Annotated in this window: 18 protein-coding genes; 6 read left to right on the forward strand and 12 right to left on the reverse strand. The window is 40.7% G+C overall.

Translation table 11 applies throughout. From position 1 onward, the window contains the following. Window positions 1-154: 154 nt before the first annotated feature. On the forward strand, window positions 155-1453 hold the full coding sequence (locus PQ469_RS10395; RefSeq protein WP_274212905.1) for an NAD(P)/FAD-dependent oxidoreductase: 1299 nt from the start codon (window positions 155-157) through the stop codon (window positions 1451-1453). Window positions 1454-1509: 56 nt separating this feature from the next. Further along, the gene (locus PQ469_RS10400; protein WP_274212906.1) at window positions 1510-2754 is read left to right on the forward strand and encodes a cation:proton antiporter; all 1245 of its coding nucleotides are present in this window, start codon (window positions 1510-1512) and stop codon (window positions 2752-2754) included. Between the two features lie 3 nt (window positions 2755-2757). Here PQ469_RS10400 and PQ469_RS10405 read toward each other — a convergent pair whose 3' ends face one another. From PQ469_RS10405 to PQ469_RS10445, 9 genes are all read right to left on the reverse strand, one after another. Next, a complete protein-coding gene (locus PQ469_RS10405) occupies window positions 2758-3366 on the reverse strand; it encodes an FMN-binding negative transcriptional regulator (RefSeq protein ID WP_274212907.1) in 609 nt (202 codons plus the stop codon). A 58-nt stretch (window positions 3367-3424) separates the two neighbouring features. Beyond that, window positions 3425-4372, reverse strand: coding sequence for an N-acetylornithine carbamoyltransferase (locus tag PQ469_RS10410; protein WP_274212909.1), 948 nt, complete (start codon window positions 4370-4372; stop codon window positions 3425-3427). Window positions 4373-4398: 26 nt separating this feature from the next. Continuing rightward, entirely contained in the window at window positions 4399-5526 is a 1128-nt protein-coding gene (locus PQ469_RS10415) for an aspartate aminotransferase family protein (protein ID WP_274212910.1), read from the reverse strand. Window positions 5527-5683: 157 nt separating this feature from the next. Beyond that, the gene (gene argC / locus PQ469_RS10420) at window positions 5684-6613 is read right to left on the reverse strand and encodes an N-acetyl-gamma-glutamyl-phosphate reductase (RefSeq protein ID WP_274213823.1); all 930 of its coding nucleotides are present in this window, start codon (window positions 6611-6613) and stop codon (window positions 5684-5686) included. 138 nt (window positions 6614-6751) lie between these two features. Continuing rightward, the gene (locus tag PQ469_RS10425) at window positions 6752-7156 is read right to left on the reverse strand and encodes a cupin domain-containing protein (protein WP_274212911.1); all 405 of its coding nucleotides are present in this window, start codon (window positions 7154-7156) and stop codon (window positions 6752-6754) included. A gap of 2 nt (window positions 7157-7158) precedes the next feature. Beyond that, window positions 7159-8385 carry an argininosuccinate synthase gene (argG, locus tag PQ469_RS10430; protein ID WP_090647165.1) on the reverse strand — a complete coding sequence of 409 codons (1227 nt, stop codon included), beginning with the start codon at window positions 8383-8385 and terminating at the stop codon, window positions 7159-7161. Window positions 8386-8469: 84 nt separating this feature from the next. Next, window positions 8470-8886: a four helix bundle protein gene (locus PQ469_RS10435; protein ID WP_274212912.1), complete on the reverse strand. Its 417-nt coding sequence runs from the start codon at window positions 8884-8886 to the stop codon at window positions 8470-8472. A 35-nt stretch (window positions 8887-8921) separates the two neighbouring features. Beyond that, entirely contained in the window at window positions 8922-9563 is a 642-nt protein-coding gene (locus PQ469_RS10440; RefSeq protein WP_274212913.1) for a GNAT family N-acetyltransferase, read from the reverse strand. A 573-nt stretch (window positions 9564-10136) separates the two neighbouring features. Then, window positions 10137-10400: a CHC2 zinc finger domain-containing protein gene (locus PQ469_RS10445; RefSeq protein WP_274212914.1), complete on the reverse strand. Its 264-nt coding sequence runs from the start codon at window positions 10398-10400 to the stop codon at window positions 10137-10139. Window positions 10401-10599: 199 nt separating this feature from the next. Between PQ469_RS10445 and PQ469_RS10450 the strand changes: the two genes are divergently transcribed. Next, a complete protein-coding gene (locus PQ469_RS10450; protein ID WP_274212915.1) occupies window positions 10600-11607 on the forward strand; it encodes a GntR family transcriptional regulator in 1008 nt (335 codons plus the stop codon). Between the two features lie 19 nt (window positions 11608-11626). On the opposite strand, the gene PQ469_RS10455 is transcribed toward PQ469_RS10450, so the two are convergent. Next, window positions 11627-12658, reverse strand: a complete 1032-nt coding sequence (locus PQ469_RS10455) for a GntR family transcriptional regulator (protein WP_274212916.1) — start codon at window positions 12656-12658, stop codon at window positions 11627-11629. A gap of 224 nt (window positions 12659-12882) precedes the next feature. Between PQ469_RS10455 and rhaM the strand changes: the two genes are divergently transcribed. Beyond that, window positions 12883-13197, forward strand: coding sequence for an L-rhamnose mutarotase (gene rhaM, locus PQ469_RS10460; protein ID WP_274212917.1), 315 nt, complete (start codon window positions 12883-12885; stop codon window positions 13195-13197). A gap of 104 nt (window positions 13198-13301) precedes the next feature. Here rhaM and PQ469_RS10465 read toward each other — a convergent pair whose 3' ends face one another. After that, window positions 13302-13871, reverse strand: coding sequence for a Crp/Fnr family transcriptional regulator (locus tag PQ469_RS10465; protein WP_090648007.1), 570 nt, complete (start codon window positions 13869-13871; stop codon window positions 13302-13304). 32 nt (window positions 13872-13903) lie between these two features. Next, the gene (locus PQ469_RS10470; protein WP_274212918.1) at window positions 13904-15349 is read right to left on the reverse strand and encodes an MFS transporter; all 1446 of its coding nucleotides are present in this window, start codon (window positions 15347-15349) and stop codon (window positions 13904-13906) included. A gap of 252 nt (window positions 15350-15601) precedes the next feature. On the opposite strand from PQ469_RS10470, the gene PQ469_RS10475 reads away from it, so the two are divergent. Together PQ469_RS10475 and PQ469_RS10480 are read left to right on the forward strand one after the other, a co-directional pair. Next, on the forward strand, window positions 15602-16948 hold the full coding sequence (locus tag PQ469_RS10475) for a rhamnogalacturonan acetylesterase (RefSeq protein ID WP_274212919.1): 1347 nt from the start codon (window positions 15602-15604) through the stop codon (window positions 16946-16948). Between the two features lie 14 nt (window positions 16949-16962). Then, entirely contained in the window at window positions 16963-18192 is a 1230-nt protein-coding gene (locus PQ469_RS10480) for an oligogalacturonate lyase family protein (RefSeq protein ID WP_274212920.1), read from the forward strand. Window positions 18193-18194 lie beyond the last annotated feature (2 nt).

The raw sequence follows: 18194 nt of genomic DNA on the forward strand, positions 1-18194 counted from the left end.
GAAAAATCTGTTAAAAATAAGAAATTATAGTCTATTTCTTATAAAAATCATTCAAAAATGATTATCTGGTTACAGTATTGTAAGTTTACAATTTGATTATGAAATAATTAGTATACTTCAGTTTAAGGCATTAAACTTGCTGTAAATTTTTCCTATGGATAAAAAGAAAGGTACAAAGCCACGTGTAGTGATCATTGGCGGCGGTTTTGGCGGACTGGAATTAGCTAAAAACCTTAAAAATGCACCGGTAGACGTACTGCTGCTTGATAAACATAATTACCATACATTTCAACCGTTGCTTTACCAGGTAGCTGCCGGTTCCATCGCTGCCGATTCTATTGGTTTTCCAATCCGGAGGATTTTTACAAAGCAAGATAATTTCAGGTTTGCACTGGCAGAAGTTGAACAGATACATCCTGAAACCAATACACTTACCACTAATATAGGCACTGTATATTATGATTACCTGATTATTGCAACAGGATCAAACACCAACTTTTTTGGCAATAAAGAAATTGAACATTTTGCTATGCCGATGAAGAATATCCCTGAGGCATTAAACCTGCGTAGTTTGATATTGCAAAACCTCGAAATGTCGTTGGTTACCAAAGACCCGGAAGAGAAAGCAGCTTTGATGACTTTTGTTGTAGTAGGCGGAGGGCCAACCGGCGTGGAGCTATCCGGCGCACTTGCCGAAATGCGCCAGTTAATTCTGATGAAGGATTATCACGGCTTACGTAAACACAATATGAAAGTTTACCTGGTTGAGGGTAAGGATGTTGTACTTGGCGCCTTCTCGCAGGCAGCATCGGCAAAAGCAAAAAAGTTTTTGGAAGACATGGACGTCACCATTTACAATAGTGTGCACGTGCAAAGCTACGATGGCGTTTTGCTTAAAATAGATGACGGTACTACCATACTTACCCGCAATGTTTTATGGGCAGCTGGCGTAAAAGGCGAGGTGCCTGCCGGCTTACCCGAGACTAATATTACCAGGGGCAACCGCATACAGGTTGATGAAATTAATAAAGTAAACGGTTATAGTAATATTTTCGCTATTGGCGATGTATCGGCCATGATAACACCCGAAACACCAAATGGGCATCCGGGAGTGGCACCTGCGGCTATTCAGCAGGGAGAGTGGCTTGCCAAAAACCTGGTGAGGATATTGAATAACCAGGCTACAGTTCCGTTTAAATATAAAGACAAAGGATCGTTAGCTACAATAGGTCGTAACAAAGCCGTGGCCGATTTGGGCAGGCTGCATTTCCAGGGATTTTTTGCCTGGTTATTGTGGGGCTTTGTCCATTTAATGTCGTTAGCCGGTTTTACCAATAAGGGAATTATATTTTTTAGCTGGGCTATTAATTATTTTAATAAAAACAGCGACAACCGTCTGATTGTACGTTATTTTGATACGGAAACCCGGATGACGGATCCTGAGTCGAAATAAAATCAGTTGTTTAAAACATTGCGGCGTTTATTTTATTAGTTAAAAAGTAAACGCCTATGGATCTGTTTGTTGTTATTGCTTTATTGGTTATCGTAAGCGCATTTTTTTCCTACCTAAATGCGCGCTTTATAAAACTTCCGGGTACCATCGGTATTGTTTTGATAGCCACCATAGTTTCTATTGTTATATTAGTTGTTGATAAACTGGATCCCGCAACAGCCGGGTATTTAACAACCCTTGCCAAGAATATCGATTTCTCGAAGGTGGTGCTCAATATTATGCTGGGTTTCCTGCTGTTTTCCAGCGCGTTTAACCTCGATGGAAAAAAACTTAAAAAAGAAATGCGGCCTGTGCTGGTGCTAAGTACCTTAGGGGTAATCTTATCTACAGCCATTTTCGGTTTTCTATTGTATTACCTGGCTCCATTTTTCCATATCCACATGCCGCTTATTTATTGCCTGCTGTTCGGCGCTTTAGTATCACCTACCGACCCGGTGGCGGTTTCGGCAATTGTTAAAAATTCAAAATTGCCTGCGCACCTGGAAACCATTATTTCGGGCGAATCGCTGTTTAACGATGGCGTAGGTTTGGTGTTATTTGTGATTTTACTTGAAATAACCAATGTAGGCGAAAAAAACATAGAGGCTTCGAAAGTAGTTGTACTCATTTTAAAGGAAGTTTTGCTGGGGATTATAGCAGGAGCTGTTTTTGGGTACCTTGCGCAACGACTGATGAAATCGGTAAAGGATTTTCAAACCATTGTGCTTATCTCGTTGGCATTGGTGATGGGCTTATCGGTATTGGCCACCATTTTTGAATTTTCGATACCGTTAGCAGTGGTGACCGCAGGTCTATTTGCCGGGAGCCATTCCATCAACCAGGATAATAAAGAGCGGTCGCATGAATCGCTGGAAAAATTTTGGCAATTGGTTGATGAAATGCTGAATACTATTTTGTTTGTAATGATCGGGTTACAGCTTATCAATTTACCATTCGTCAACAACTATTGGGTTACCGGGAGCATATCTATTGTGTTTATCTTGATAGCGCGCTGGCTGAGTATTATGTTGCCGCTTACTTTTTTAAGGCGATCATTAAAGGTAAATTACAGCAATATTAACGTAATGACCTGGGCTGGATTAAGGGGAGGTATCTCCATAGCACTGGCGCTAACTCTGCCAAATACGCCTTACCGTCATCTTATTCTCTCTGGAAGTTATTTTATAGTGATATTCTCGGTAATAGTTCAGGGACTTACACTTAATGCTATGATAAACAGGGCATCTAAGTATATCGAATAAATGCTATTTTAATTTCGACATATATTTGGCGATCTCGCTTTCAACGGAATCCTCGCTTTTACTTAGCGTGTTGATGATGTTTTCACGCTCAAGTACTGATCTGTTCTGACTTAGCTTTTGTTTGCCTTGCAAATCGTCGACGACGATTTCAAATGCCACGATGCCCTTCATCATTTTTTGCTTGTAATCATCAGGTAGGCTGTTCCATTGCTTCAGATAACCGGCTTCATAATTGTTTATCATTTTGGCTAACAATTCGGCAGTTTCATTTCCTTCGGCTAATAAACTTGCTTTTCCGTAGGCGTGTACAGCTAAATAATTCCAGGTAGGCACGTTGGTTTCCTTTTCGTAATTGCCGGGGGATATGTAAGCATGCGGTTCGGTGAATATCACCAATACCGGTTTATTAATTATAGCCAATGCCTGTGGGTTTGCTTTGGCAAAATGAGATAACAGCGTCAGTTTATCATCATGCTGCTCAATCAAAAAGGGGAGGTGGGTAGCAACCGGCACATCATGATCAGCAGTAATTATAGTGGCAAAGCTGTACCGTTGCATAAAGCTAATAGCCTCTTGCTGGTTTGGGAACTTGTTGAAGGCTGGTATATACATAGTTCTCGAGAATCAAGAGTTAAGATTTTTGCTAAATATTTGCATCTATAAAAGCTGACTACAAGCTTTCCAGCATTTGCTTTAGCACAGCCTGGGCCGCCCAAACGCGGTTACCAGCTTCGTGTACCACAATACTGTTAGGCCCGTCCAAAATCTCGTCAGACAGCTCTAAGTTGCGGCGAACGGGTAAGCAATGCATCACCTTAGCATCATTGGTTAATTTCAATTTTTCATTGGTCAGCATCCATTCCTCATTTTTACCCAGTATATTACCGTAAGGCTCATAGGCCGACCAGTTTTTTACATAGATAAAATCGGCGTCGGCCAACGCCTCATCCTGGTTATAACTGATAGTTGCACCTTGAATGAAATCGGCACAAAGCTCATATCCTTTGGGCTGTACGATGGTAAAATCAACATCAGCCTTGCACATCCACTCGGAAAATGAATTCGGTACTGCTTGCGGCAGCGGCTTAATATGCGGCGCCCAGGTTAATACAACTTTAGGGCGCGCCGTGGTTTTTAATTCAGTTATGGTAACCAAATCTGCAAGGCTTTGCAAAGGGTGGCGGGTAGCCGATTCCAGGCTCACCACCGGTACTTTGCAAAACTCTACAAACTTGTTAAATATCATTTCGCTATAATCTTCCTCGCGGTTACGCAAGCCGGGGAATGAACGTACGCCAATAATATCGGCATACTGCCCCATAACGCCAGCCGCTTCACGGATATGCTCAACAGTTGTGCCGTCCATTACAACGCCATCGCGTAGCTCCAACGCCCATCCTTCTTTATCGATGTTAAGCACCATCACATTCATGCCCAGGTTAAGGGCCGCTTTTTGCGTGCTCATACGGGTACGCAGGCTTGGGTTTAAAAACACCAATGCAAGGGTTTTATTTTTGCCCAATTCCTGGTTGGCATAAGGGTTTTGCTTAAGCGCCAATGCCTCTTTTACAAGGGCATCAATATCGGTAACGTCGTTTACAGAAGAAAATAGTTTCATCAGTCGGGATTATTATATATTGCGATCTATTGATTTAAAACATCTACAAAGGCTTCCAGGAACCTATCCGCATGAGCCCTGGTTAAGTTCAAAGCAGGTAATAACCTTACTACGTTAGGTTTAGCCTCGCCTGTAAAAATATGGTGTTTAAATAAAAGTTCTTTACGGGCATGAGATAACTCTTCGGGCAATTCAATCCCGATCATCAAACCGCGGCCCCTTACTTCTTTTACCTGCTCCAGTTTTTTAAGTTCCTTTATCAGGTACTCGCCAACTGTGGCAGCATTTTGCATCAGGTTATCCTGTTCCATTACTTCCAGCACGGCTAATCCGGCGGCGCAGGCCAAATGGTTGCCACCGAAAGTAGTGCCCAGCATGCCATAAGCCGGCTGTATTTTTGGCGAAATAATGATACCACCAACCGGAAAACCATTGCCCATTCCTTTTGCCATGCTGTATATATCGGCATCAACTCCTGCAAAATCCTGGGAGAAGAATTTACCGGTACGCCCATAACCGCATTGAACAGAATCAGCTATAAAAACAGCGTTATACTCATCGCATAACAACCGGATTTTTTGCAGAAAACTTTCTGGTGCTACCTGGATACCGCCAACGCCCTGGATGCCCTCGATAATTACAGAGGATATTTCGTTATCGGCAAAAGCCTGTGCCAAAGCAGCCTCATCAGCCCAGGGTAAAAATATTACATTGTCGGTTTCGTTAATAGGGGCAACAATCTTTGGGTTATCGGTAACCGCAACTGCTAAAGATGTACGGCCATGAAATGCCTTGGTAAATGCGATAACCTTCTTTTTGCCATTATAAAACGATGCCAGCTTTAAAGCATTTTCGTTTGCTTCGGCACCGGAGTTGCAAAGGAATAGTTGATAATCTTCTTTGCCTGATACTTTGCCTAATTTGGTGGCCAGTTCTTTTTGGATAGGGATTTCGATGGAGTTGGAATAAAAACCCAGTTTATGCAATTGATCTTCTAAGCGCTTCACATAGTGGGGATGTGTGTGCCCGATAGATATTACAGCGTGACCGCCGTACATGTCAAGGTATTCGTTGTCCTGGGCATCATATACAAGGCTACCCTGGCCTCTTACTATATTTATTGGATTGATAGGATATACGTCGAATAATTTCATTTTGTTGAGCTTAAAGCAGAAGGCTGAAGGCCAAAAGCTTTTATTTTCTAATTGTTTTAATAAGGCTAATCAGCATTGCCTTAACTTAATTTATTAGCGCGTTTGTTTGCTGAAACAAATCTTGATTATCATCGGCAACTGTCTTTAAGCTTTCAGCTTAAAACGCAGTCGCCTTAAGTCGTAGCCCTGCGCGCTCGTCCAGCCCGAACATTAAGTTCATGTTTTGTACTGCCTGGCCCGAGGCACCCTTAAGTAAATTATCCATAATGCTGACAATGAATATTTTATTGCCATGTTTTTGTACCTGAATAAAGCATTTGTTGGTGTTTACAATTTGCTTTAAATCGATATTCCTGTTGGTAACGTGGGTAAATGGATGCCCCTCGTAATAGTTTTGATAGAGCGCTAAAGCTTCGTCTTCGCTTAAATCGTTTTCTGTGTATATTGATGCGATAATGCCACGTGTAAAGTCGCCGCGGTAAGGTACAAAATGGATGGCTTTATCGAAACCAGACTGTAGCTGCTTTAAAGATTGGCCTATCTCATTCAAATGCTGGTGATTAAATACCTTGTAAACAGATAAGTTATCATTTCGCCATGTAAAGTGCGAAGTAGCTGCCAGGCTTTGGCCTGCGCCTGTTGAACCAGTAGTTGCGGTAATGTGTACTTCGTTGTCTAACAATCCTTTTGATGCAAGGGGCAATAATCCCAATTGCAAACAAGTAGCAAAACAACCCGGGTTGGCTATATTTTCTGCTGTTTTAATGGTTTCCCTGTTTAACTCAGGCAAACCGTATGTGAAGTTTTTACTTTTTAATTTTGAATTTTGATTTAAACGAAAGTCCTGGCTAAGGTCAATAATCTTTACTTCGTCTGGAATCTCATTCGCATCCAAAAACTTCTTAGCATCGCCATGGCCAACACAAAGGAATAACACATCTATATCAGTATTAAACTCCGCTGCGAATTTCAGGTCGGTATCGCCAAACAAATCGGTATGTACCTCGTAGATATAATTGCCGGCATTGCTGTTGCTATGTACAAATGCAATATCAACGTTAGGGTGGTTAATGAGGATACGCAACATTTCGCCGCCGGTATATCCCGCACCGCCAATAATGCCTGCACGTATAGCCCCCCGACCCCCTGAAGGGGGAGTTGAACTATTTGTTATATCTTTTAAATTATCAGTCATAATATCAATTATTATTCCCCCTTCAGGGGGTTAGGGGGCAACATTGATCCTGTCATTATTTGTTGATGGATATGAATATAAAATAAACTCCAGGTCACTCCGGTCGTTATTACTGATGAAATGTTTTTGCCCCGGTAATATTTCGATGCCTTGCTCTGGCTTTAAAACGGTTGTTTCTCCATCAATGGAGAAAGTTGCCCGCCCTTTCAAAATAAAGAACAATTGAGTTGCCTTTTCATGGTAATGTAGTTGTTCGGCCGTGTCTGGCGGCATTAGCTCCTGTTTTACAGATAATGCCTCGGTATCAATAAAAGTCCAGCCGTGGCAGTCATCGCCCCAGTTATAATGCTTCAGGCATTCTCCTTTTGAAAAAGGAGCCCCCCTGCCCCCTAAAGGGGGAGTAGGAATAGCGTTGATATTTTCTTTATCTCCCATGATTAGTCTTGAGCAATTTTCGCTCCCCCTTCAGGGGGCTGGGGGGCATTTACTTTGTGATAGATCATTACCTGGTTGCCAAATATTTTCGAGAAACCTTTAACGTCTTCGCCACTCCAGGAGTTATTCATTTCACCGTAGCTACCAAATTTATTCGACATCAAATCATGATCCGATTCAATACCTACAACCTGGAAACGGTATGGATGTAATTGAACAAATACTTTACCGCTTACGTTTGCCTGGGTATCACTTAAAAAGGCCTCCATGTTGCGCATAATGGGGTCATGGAACTGGCCTTCATGCAGCCAGTTACCATAGAAAGCAGAAAGCTGATCTTTCCAGGATAGCTGCCATTTGGTTAGCACGTGTTTCTCTAAAGTATGGTGAGCCTTTATAATTACCATTGGTGCTGCAGCCTCAAAGCCTACCCGGCCTTTAATACCAATAATGGTATCACCTACGTGAATGTCCCTGCCAATACCATAAGGCTGAGCTATGGCCTGCAAAGCCTGGATTGCTTTGGTTGGATGATCATATTTTTCATCGTTAATACCAACTAATTCACCTTTGTCGAAGGTAAGAACAAGATCCTTTACCTCAGATTCGGTTACCTGGGTTGGCCAAGCTTCTTCTGGTAAACCTAAGTTAGATGTTAAAGTTTCTTTACCACCTACAGATGTTCCCCAAATGCCTTTGTTAATTGAATACTTAGCTTTCTCGAAGTTCATTTCCACACCATGATCTTTCAGGTATTGAATTTCCTCTTCGCGGCTTAATTTTAAATCGCGGATAGGAGTGATGATCTTAACTTCGGGAACCAGGATATTAAAGATCATATCAAAACGTACCTGGTCGTTACCTGCACCGGTGCTGCCGTGGGCAACAAACTCGGCGCCAATTTCTTTAGCGTAGTTGGCTATAGCTGTAGCCTGGCTCACACGCTCGGCACTTACCGAAAGGGGGTAAGTGTTGTTTTTTAAAACGTTACCATAAATCAAAAAACGAACACAGGTATCGTAAAAGTTTTTAGTTTCATCAACCACATGGTGCGATGTAACGCCCATTTTATAAGCGCGTTCTTCAACCCCTTTTAGTTCCTCGTCGCTAAAGCCACCGGTATTTACAATTACCGAATGAACTTCATAACCAAGGTCCTGTGTTAAATATATACAGCAAAATGAGGTGTCTAATCCGCCGCTGTATGCTAATACTACTTTCTTTTTCATTCTTTTTAGAGGTATAAGGTTAAAGGCGAAAGGTTAAAGGTTTTCGCCACGTAATTTTTGGGTAAAAGGTTTAAAGGCGAAAGGTCAAAGGTTTTCGCCACGTAAAAATTTTATGAAGCCAATTAACATGGCTTTTATCTCGTTTATTGCTGTGTTAGTATTTTCATAAATTTCTTTTGATATAAATCCCAGGTCATAAATCAGGTAACAAGTATATTCTACTTCATGCGCGGATCCTAAGGCATTGTCAAGATAATGGACAAAATCGCAATCCGTATTTTTTCCACAACCTTCTACAATATTCAAAGGAATGGAGTATGTTGATCTGCGCAATTGGTTGGTTAAAGCAAAACGTTCTTCAATGGGCATTATAGGTAAAATGTCAGCATACACCTGCTTCGTAAGCAAATGTGATTTTTTCCAAACATCTAACTTTTTATAATCCCTCATTAAATTCTTCTTTTCTACCTTTCGCCCTTGACCTTTTGCCAATAGTTCCACCTTTCGCCCTTAACCTTTCACCTTTCACCTTTTACCTATTCATGACCAATTCGTTTCTTAATCGCATTTTCTATCCTCTCCAATAATGTGGCCTTATGCGTAATGCGTTTCATTTTTTCTTCGTCCTGCTTCATTTTTTCGGCGGGATCGAACAGCATGGCGGTGCACATGCAGTTTTTGCGGCCTTTGCTCATCAGGATGTCGTAATTAACGCAGCTTTTGCAGCCTGCCCAAAAGTTTTCGTCCTGCGTAAGCTCAGAGTAGGTTACTGGTTCGTATCCAATTTCTGAGTTTATCTTCATTACCGCCAGGCCGGTGGTAAGTCCGAATATCTTGGCTTCCGGATACTTTTTACGCGAAAGCTGGAAAATGGCATGTTTAATTGCCTTTGCCAAACCCACTTTACGGAAGTTTGGGTTGACGATAAGGCCCGAGTTGGCAACAAAATCGCCATGGCTCCAGGTTTCAATGTAGCAGAAGCCGGCCCAGGTACCGTCTTTATGCAAGGCGATAACTGCTTTGCCTTCCAGCATTTTGTTGGCAACATATTCTGGCGACCGTTGCGCAATACCCGTTCCGCGTGCCTTGGCCGATTCGGCCATTTCATCGCAAATCATTGTGGCATAATCTACATGCTGAGCTGTAGCAACCTGAATATCAAAATCTTGTATGGTCATTTAAATAGATAATTACCGTTAAATTAATTGGCTTTTAATCGCCTTAATAATTAGATGGCTTTTTTACAAAGAAGTTTAACAACTCTTTTGCGGGGTTTAGTACGGGAAATTAATTCAAACCCTTGGCATATAGGGCCTTCGTCGGGAAGGGCAGGATAAAAAAACAGTTGAACCCAAAGCAGCGGCAATGGGAGCAAATCTTGCTCTTGTTGCGGGCTTATTTAAGCTTGGTTGATTCATTTTTTTTGAGGTATTACTGTGTTTTTAATTTGGGTGCAAATTAGGCCATAAATTTTTACTTATCCAAGAAAAAACTTACATTATAACATTTAAATGGAAATGAGATAACCCGCCCGTTATTATCCCGGTGAAAAGACGGTAAAATAAATTGCCGCCATTTAATTTTCGTGTGCCCCGAAATTGCCACGAAAACAGTACACAAATACTCAAAATGAAGTCAAAAAGACAGCAAAAAAATCCAATTAGTTTCAATTTTTGTGCAACTAATTAACACGTTTACGCAATTGTTGACAAATCGAAGATTTTGACGATAGCCTCCGGTGTCGTACGTCTTTATTTTGCCTGGGCGATAATCCCGATTGCGTCTTCGCGCGATTTATTTTCAATTGCCATCACAAATTCTATCGGGCCGCCGCCTTTGCCACAGCCGAAACATTGAAACATATTTTTTTCTTCGTAAACCATTAATGACGTAGCCTGATCTTTGTGGAAGGGGCACTTACCTTTAAGCGCTTTTCGGCTTACTTCGAGCAGGATGTATTTGGAGACGATTTCTACGAGGTTGGGTTGGACAGGGGTGGAGATAGATTCTGACATAGACATATAAGATGGGCGAAAATAAGAATTAATACGCGTGGTTAAAGCGGTGAACAAAAAAACGTTGCTTTGCCTTGCACTATCACAACAAATGGCCTTAACCTGAAAATACCACGATATAGGGTTTACCGCGGAGTGATGAGGTATGATTTAATTTTCCTATTGTTGTAAATCATTAACCTGGTATCAGCTAAACCTAATGGGAACAAAACAAATAAATAATTATAGGGTAAAGTCCCTGGTGCAACAAACGGCCAATTCCATTAAAAAAGATATAGATAAAGGCGTTTACCGAAAAAATGAACAACTGTTATCCATAAACATTTATAGCAAACAATATGGGGTATCAAGGGATACTATTGAAAAAGCCTATATCCTTCTAAAACAGGAGGGATATATCCATTCAGTTTCGGGAAAAGGGTATTTTGTAATTGGTAAGCCCGATGTAAGGATGAAGGTTTTATTGTTGTTCAACAAACTGAGCTCTTATAAAAAAAACGTGTATGATGCTATAGTGCAAACCCTGGGCGACAAAGGCAGGGTCGATCTTCATATTCACCACTACAATCCTGCTTTGCTTGAAGAGAGTATAGAAGCTAATTTGGGTAATTACCATTACTACCTGGTGATGCCGCACTTTTTTGACAATGCTAACGAGCTGGAATACTTAAATATTTTAAAAAGAATCCCGGCCGGCCAACTGATATTGGTAGATAGGTACCTCCCCCAATTAAACAATGTTTCTGCAGTATTCCAGGACTTCAGAAACGATATTTATGGTGCGTTAAATGAAGTTACCTATCATTTAGCAAAATATGAACGAGTAGCAGTTATTTTCCCGTTTGACCGCCACCATCCGCCTGAAATAAAAGATGGTATCGCCCAGTTTTGTGAAGAGAACCAAAAGAAATTTGAAGTTGTTTCGTCAGTTAAACTGGATGAGCTAAAAAAAGGCACTGTATATATTGTACTTGCCGAGGATGATTTAGCCGACCTGATTAAAGCTGTCAGGATCACCGGCAACAAATTAGGGAAAGATATAGGCATTATATCCTTCAACGAAACTGTATTTAAAGAACTGCTGGATATCACCGTAATATCTACCGACTTTGAAGAAATGGGCCGGAAAACTGCAGAGCTCATGCTCCAAAATAAAGCAGCTGTTATCAAAAATGAATTTAAGATCATTATCCGGAAATCATTATAATACTTGTCGTGGTACAGGCTTATAATGATGATCTTAAGGTTAAATAAAATGGCACCTCATACCTGCCTGTATACCCGTTTTTTATAATGTCGGCAGTCATTTCTCCCATTTTTTCAAAATCTGTTGATATGGTGGTTAAGCCGTTTAGTATAATTTTTTTTAGCGGGGTTTCGTTATACGATATCACACCAACATCTTTACCTATCTGCAATTTTGTCGATAGCATCCGTTCAATCAAAACAACCAGGTCATTTTCCATCAGGTTTATAAAAACCTCGCCTTCGTTTATAGGCTCTCCATGTATATCATGAACAACTTTATAGGTAAAGGCGTACTGGATACAGAAGGTAAAGAAACCTTTTAATATCTCACCCGGAAAATAGGTGTATTCGGGAAATATGATCTTTAACGTATGGTACTTGCTTAGCTGCGGCAGTGCCTGCTCCAGGGCATGAAAAATATCTTTTTCAAAATTTTCGTATACAGCGGCGAAGTCGCCTTTTACACCTGGCACAAGTTTGTCGAGTATTATCAGCTTGTCTTTTGGCAAGGTATTGATGATATCATGTACATTTTCGCCGCCATCCATAAAGTGCGGTAAAATTACGTAGTGCGTGTAATCATTACTATTGTTTTGGATTAGCTTTTTAAAAAACTCAAAATCGTTATTGTATATATAAAAGTCGATAGCTGCCTCATGACCAAGGCCATCAACAATGGCATCATATACCAGCTTTTTATGGGTGCTTAACTTATTGAATATTAAAAACACTTTAAATTGCTGGCCGGCCTCGGTGTTTTTTATATAATATCCCTTACCCGGTACGGAGCCAAGCAAGCCAATTGATTTTAAGTGTTTATAGGCTTTTTCGGCAGTATCCCGCGATATTTCAAAATTGAGGTTCAGCTCGTTAATGGAGGGTAGTGTTTCATTAATAACCAGTTTGCCCTCGCGTACACTTTTAATAATGCAATTGGCTAATTGTATGTATTTGGGTGTGGATGAATAATAGTCAATAAATATGTATTCCAGTAAACGCGAAGACTTCATATCTCATTATTAAATCCTGTACCTGGTTATAAATTTAAAAGCGGCTTTACCCGGGTCAAAGTTAAAATATTCTGTCAAGATAATCAGGATGCCACAGGATTGCTAACTGAGAAAAGAAATGTTATTTTGGCAAAACATACAGAGTCGTTTAAATATATATGCGATTTTTGGACGAATCAAATATCAGTACCCATTTGCCGTATTTAACCTTTTAATATTTACCTATGGATCGCGTAGCATTTAAGATGAAGCTTTTTCCGGGCTTTGAACAGGAGTACAAAAAACGGCATGATGAAATATGGCCCGAGTTATCGGCGCTGTTAAAAGATACGGGAATAAGCGATTATGTTATCTTCCTGGATGAGGAAACCAACAGCCTGATTGGCGTTTTAAAAGTAGCCGACAAGAAATTACTGGATAATTTACCAGCAGAAGCCGTTATGCAAAAATGGTGGGCTTATATGGGCGATATTATGGAAAGCAATCCCGATAATTCACCGGTAAGTACCCCCCTAAAAGAGGTTTTTTATTTGCCATAATTATTTTAATAAAGAACCATAGGGCTGGTGATTGTACCATTAAGGCTGTAAACTGCTCTGTGAAAGTAGGGTAGCTTTTTTAACCAGCCTGTTGCCCGGGCATTCTATAATTTTGATTTTAACCTGCTTAACCCTTCTTGTGTAATATTCAAATAGTTAGCCACCAGTCTGTTGGGTAACCGTTTTATTATTTCGGGGTTTTCTTTGAGCAATAATAAATAACGTTCGGTAGCATCGTTAGTAATAAAACTCATTAACCTGTTGGTGTTAATTACATAAGCGTATTCCAGCTGATGTCGATAAAATTTTTCCCATATAGGCAAAGTTTCTACCAGGTGGTAAAAATCCTTTCTATCCATATATAGCAATTCGGAGTCCATTACTGCTTCAATGTATTCCTTTGATCTATTTTGGGTGATAAAAGACACCATTGACGATGATGCATCATTTTCAAATATGATTCTTCGGGTAACTTCTGTACCAACGTCTTTAATAAAATAGATTCGCAGACAGCCTTTTACAACAAAATACATCCTGTTTGACAAATCTCCTTCATGCAATAAAATTTCTTTCTTTTTAACCGTACGGGGCTTAAAATGCGAAAGAATAAATTGCAAATCTTCATCACTAATTTTAACTTTTTTCTGGATGTACCTGGCTAAGGTTTCTTTCATAAACATTCAATCGAATTTATTACTTATTAAAATTATGCATTTTGTTTCAAGAACTTCGGATAGATCAATAATGCCGCAAACGATGCTATAAATGCGTTTATTAAAAACACTACATGAAAGCCATAGGTTATTGCCTGCGGCGAGCTGCCAATTTTTGAAGTGCCGGACACTCCCGACAACACCGCGAAGATAACGCCCATTACTGTTGTTCCGGTTATTTGCCCTAAAATCCGCGACAGCGATAAAAAGCCACTTAGTAGCCCGCGTTGGTCTGCTGGTGCTATTTCCATTACAACCGTGTTGTTAGGGGTTTTAAAAAAATTCAATCCCATCGCAATAATTCCTATCCGCCAAAGATAACCTACAATATTATCGGCCGGGGTAATTGTGCTCATGCAAAAGCATCCAATGGCTATGGTAATTACTGCGCAAAACATCACATTTTTTGCACCATACCTGTCGGCAATTTTGCCTGCGTAAATACTAAGTGCAACAGTTAATAAAGGGCCGAATGACATAATTAGCCCAACCTGTACCAGGCTGTAATTAGCTGCTTTTAAAAGATAAAACGGTGGCAATATTACTGTTGTAATAATTACGGTATAAACAAGCACTGTAGTAAACAGGTTTTTGCTAATAAGCCTGTTTTTAAAAATGGCGACGTTTATTAAAGGATGCGCTATTCTTTTCTCAAACCGAATAAATACAACTAAGCCAATAATAGTAACTGCCAATAACGTTAAAACAATAAGATTGCCAAAACCGCTTTTTTCAATCATGGTCATGCCAAAACAGTAGGATGATAAGGTTGCTGCCAATAAAATTATTCCAACCTTATCAATAGGAATACGTTTTTTAATAGTAGGGCTGTTTATGTATTTATAGCCCAATCCATAAGCCACAATTCCAAAAGGTATGTTTACCAAAAACATAGATTGCCACCCGAAAGTTGAAAGCAATATGCCGCCAATTGTTGGTCCGCCTGCAATACCCAGGGCTGTTATGGTTGATAAAACCCCCATTGTTTTGCCCAACATTTTTTTAGGTGTGAGTTCCGTTGCTATGGCCATACTCAAAGCCAATATTAAGGCGGCCCCCAAACCTTGTAACCCTCGGAATAAGATAAATAATGCTGCACTATTAGATATACCGCAGAGCAAAGATGCTCCGGTAAATATAACAATACCCGCCAGGTATAATTTCTTTTTACCTATAATGTCGCCAAGCCGTCCTGCGGCTGTAATTAGAGCGGTAAGTACAAGCAGGTAAGCCAGCACAAACCATTGTGCCGAAGCGAAAGTGGTTTTTAGGCTTTTAATCATTGTCGGTAATCCTACGCTCACAATACTTGTGTCGAGGTTCATCATAAACAGGCTTATAGAAATACTGGCAATAGCAATTTTTAGTTCGGAAAAATTGCCGGTATAATTTTCTGCAACGTCAGTTCCGGGTAAATACGCTAATGTTTCTGTTTTCATGCCCCAAAATTGGGCAACAGAAAATGAATAAGCATTGATGTGTGTTAAAAAATGAAAGGGTTATCCAATCGGTACATAAAGCATTTGAATCATTCTTAATGAGTTTGAACAGGCAATGAATTTGTTACACAAACAGTATCTTCATTCAGGACAGTGCAGGACGCTGTTTGTGTATCCATGGTATAACTTTATCTATTATAAACCATGACCCAATTTTGGGCAACCAGATAACCAGGTAAATTAATATTCATCATGATAAAGTCGACTCGCAAGATCTTATTGCCCTGCTTTTGTTTTTTGCTGTGGTTTACCTTACCTGCAACACTTTTGGCACAGGCAGCTAAAACCAGTTTTAAATTTGATTTTGGCAGCGGCAAGGCAGCCGATGGCTATCAAAAGATAGGCTCGGATGTTCAATTTGATGACAATAAAGGTTATGGGTTTGATTTTGACTCAAAAGTAACAGCAGTGGTCCGCAATCCCCGGAAATTGCTTACAGGTGATTACGTAACCAGCGATAAGCCCTTTTATTTTTCGGTAAATGTACCCGAAGGCAATTATAAAGTAACACTGCTATTGGGCGACATCAAGGGTAACAGCAATATAACCGTACGTGCAGAATCGCGCAGGCTGATGCTGGAGAAAGTTAAAACCAGTAAAGGCAACATAAAACGGGTAAGCTTCATAGTAAATATACGTAAACCGGATATCGGCACAGGCGGTAAGGTATCCCTTAAACCCCGCGAATTTGGAAAATATGACTGGGATGATAAGCTCAGCCTTGAATTTAATGATACCCTGCCATGTATTGATGCGCTTGAAATAGAAAAGGTGGATGACCAGGTAACTGTTTACCTGGCTGGAAACTCCACCGTGGTTGACCAGGATGATGAGCCCTGGTGCTCTTGGGGGCAAATGATCACCAGGTTTTTTAAACCTGGGGTAGCCATTGCCGATCATGCCGAATCGGGACTTACCCTGGGCAGCTTTTTAAACAGCCACCGTTTGGATAAAATATTGAGTATCATTAAGCCCGGGGATTATCTTTTTATCGAGTTTGGGCATAATGATCAGAAAGAAAAAGGTCCCGAAGATGGCGCCTATAAATCATATACAGACCGCCTTAAGCTGTTCATCAGTAAAATACGCGATAAAAATGCCATCCCGGTTATTGTAACTTCTACCAGTCGCCGCGCTTTTAATGATAGCAGTAAAGTTGTGAATACGCTGGGCGATTATCCGGATGCTGCAAGGAAAGTTGCCAAAGCGCAAAATGTACCGCTGATAGATCTTAATGTCATGACGGCTAAACTTTATGAGGCGTTGGGCAATGAAGGTTCTAAAAAGGCTTTTGTGTGGTATCCGGCCAACTCGTTCCTCAACCAGCCTAAAGACCTGGCAGATAATACCCACTTTAACAGCTATGGAGCTTATGAAATTGCCAAATGTGTTATCGAGGGGATCAAGGGCAATCACCTGGGTATTGAGAAGTATATTATTGACGCACCGCCTTATGATCCATCACATCCTGACCCTGCCGATACTTTCAACCTGCCAGCCAGCCCCAAAAACAGCACCATAAAACCCGACGGAAACTAATTAAAATCTTAATAATGATGATAAGCAAAAAACTGGCTTTGATGACTTTTGCCCTTTTACAGGTAAGCTTTTTTACCCTAAAAGCCCAGGATTTAATAGAAACAGGGGGCGTAAAACCCATGCCGGCCCAATGGATTGATAAAGAAACCGGGCATAAGGTTGTTCGGCTGGTAAACCGCGAAAATGATAACGGGAGTTTTTATTTTAACAATAATCCCTTTGTTCTCCAGGAAAAGAACGAAGGTGATTTGATGGTGTTTTACGGCAAAACGGATAAGGGTCAGCAACTGTTTACCGTCAACCTGAAAACGTTAAAGACCGACCAGTTAACCAGCCGCGAAAAGGTATCAGGAGAGATGGTTTGCGCTAAAACCCGGGAGGCATTTTATCAAAGCGGCGACAGTATATTTGCCGTAAATGTAAATACCCATAAAACCAGGTTTATTTATGCTTTTGCCCCCGACTTTAAAGGCCGGGTAGGTACCGTAAATGCCGATGGATCTTTTATGGCCTGTGTTAAAGCCACCGGTGAGCAGGAGCGTGAGATACTGGCCAAATATCCCGAAAAACACGATTTTTTTAACCGGATATATGATGCGCATATTCAACATACCCTATATGTGCTTGATGTTAGGCACAAATTATTAAAACAAATACACCAGGAGAACGAATGGACTAATCACCTGCTTTTCTCGCCCACAGATCCCGATAATTTGTCGTACTGTCATGAAGGGCCATGGGAGAAGGTAGACAGGATTTGGAACATCAATATAAAAACCGGCGAAAATAAACTATTGCATAAGCGTACCATGGTAAATGAAATTGCAGGGCATGAGTTTTTTTCGCCGCTTGGCAATACCGAGTGGTTTGATCTGCAAAAACCTAAAGGACAAACATTTTTCCTGGCAGGCATCAACATGAAAACGGGTAAGGAAGACCGCGTTTACCAGATGGACCGCAACGAATGGTCAATCCATTTCAACGTTACCAGGGATGAGCAAACATTTGCAGGTGATGGCGGTAATGCCGGGCAGGTAGCCAAAGCGCCCGATGGCATGTGGATATACCTTTTTAAACCCAATGGAGATCGTTTTAAATCGGAGAAACTGGTTAATATGAAAAATCACAACTATCACCTTGAACCTAATGTGCATTTTTCGCCCGATGAAAAATGGGTTATCTTCAGGGCCAATTTTGAAGGTCATGAGGGCGTTTATGCGGTTGAAATTGCCAAACACAAATAAAG

This window comes from Mucilaginibacter sp. KACC 22773 (assembly GCF_028736215.1).
Classification (GTDB): domain Bacteria; phylum Bacteroidota; class Bacteroidia; order Sphingobacteriales; family Sphingobacteriaceae; genus Mucilaginibacter.

What these genes read in the sequence shown, in the direction of transcription:
- PQ469_RS10470 (WP_274212918.1), bottom strand. Translation starts at nt 15,349, where the DNA reads ATGAAAACAGAAACATTAGCGTATTTACCCGGAACTGACGTTGCAGAA.
- PQ469_RS10425 (WP_274212911.1), bottom strand. Translation starts at nt 7,156, where the DNA reads ATGGGAGATAAAGAAAATATCAACGCTATTCCTACTCCCCCTTTAGGG.
- PQ469_RS10410 (WP_274212909.1), bottom strand. Translation starts at nt 4,372, where the DNA reads ATGAAACTATTTTCTTCTGTAAACGACGTTACCGATATTGATGCCCTT.
- PQ469_RS10475 (WP_274212919.1), top strand. Translation starts at nt 15,602, where the DNA reads ATGATAAAGTCGACTCGCAAGATCTTATTGCCCTGCTTTTGTTTTTTG.
- PQ469_RS10450 (WP_274212915.1), top strand. Translation starts at nt 10,600, where the DNA reads ATGGGAACAAAACAAATAAATAATTATAGGGTAAAGTCCCTGGTGCAA.
- argG (WP_090647165.1), bottom strand. Translation starts at nt 8,385, where the DNA reads ATGAAAAAGAAAGTAGTATTAGCATACAGCGGCGGATTAGACACCTCA.
- PQ469_RS10455 (WP_274212916.1), bottom strand. Translation starts at nt 12,658, where the DNA reads ATGAAGTCTTCGCGTTTACTGGAATACATATTTATTGACTATTATTCA.
- PQ469_RS10415 (WP_274212910.1), bottom strand. Translation starts at nt 5,526, where the DNA reads ATGAAATTATTCGACGTATATCCTATCAATCCAATAAATATAGTAAGA.
- PQ469_RS10405 (WP_274212907.1), bottom strand. Translation starts at nt 3,366, where the DNA reads ATGTATATACCAGCCTTCAACAAGTTCCCAAACCAGCAAGAGGCTATT.
- PQ469_RS10465 (WP_090648007.1), bottom strand. Translation starts at nt 13,871, where the DNA reads ATGAAAGAAACCTTAGCCAGGTACATCCAGAAAAAAGTTAAAATTAGT.
- argC (WP_274213823.1), bottom strand. Translation starts at nt 6,613, where the DNA reads ATGTTGCGTATCCTCATTAACCACCCTAACGTTGATATTGCATTTGTA.
- PQ469_RS10395 (WP_274212905.1), top strand. Translation starts at nt 155, where the DNA reads ATGGATAAAAAGAAAGGTACAAAGCCACGTGTAGTGATCATTGGCGGC.
- PQ469_RS10445 (WP_274212914.1), bottom strand. Translation starts at nt 10,400, where the DNA reads ATGTCAGAATCTATCTCCACCCCTGTCCAACCCAACCTCGTAGAAATC.
- PQ469_RS10400 (WP_274212906.1), top strand. Translation starts at nt 1,510, where the DNA reads ATGGATCTGTTTGTTGTTATTGCTTTATTGGTTATCGTAAGCGCATTT.
- PQ469_RS10480 (WP_274212920.1), top strand. Translation starts at nt 16,963, where the DNA reads ATGATGATAAGCAAAAAACTGGCTTTGATGACTTTTGCCCTTTTACAG.
- rhaM (WP_274212917.1), top strand. Translation starts at nt 12,883, where the DNA reads ATGGATCGCGTAGCATTTAAGATGAAGCTTTTTCCGGGCTTTGAACAG.
- PQ469_RS10440 (WP_274212913.1), bottom strand. Translation starts at nt 9,563, where the DNA reads ATGACCATACAAGATTTTGATATTCAGGTTGCTACAGCTCAGCATGTA.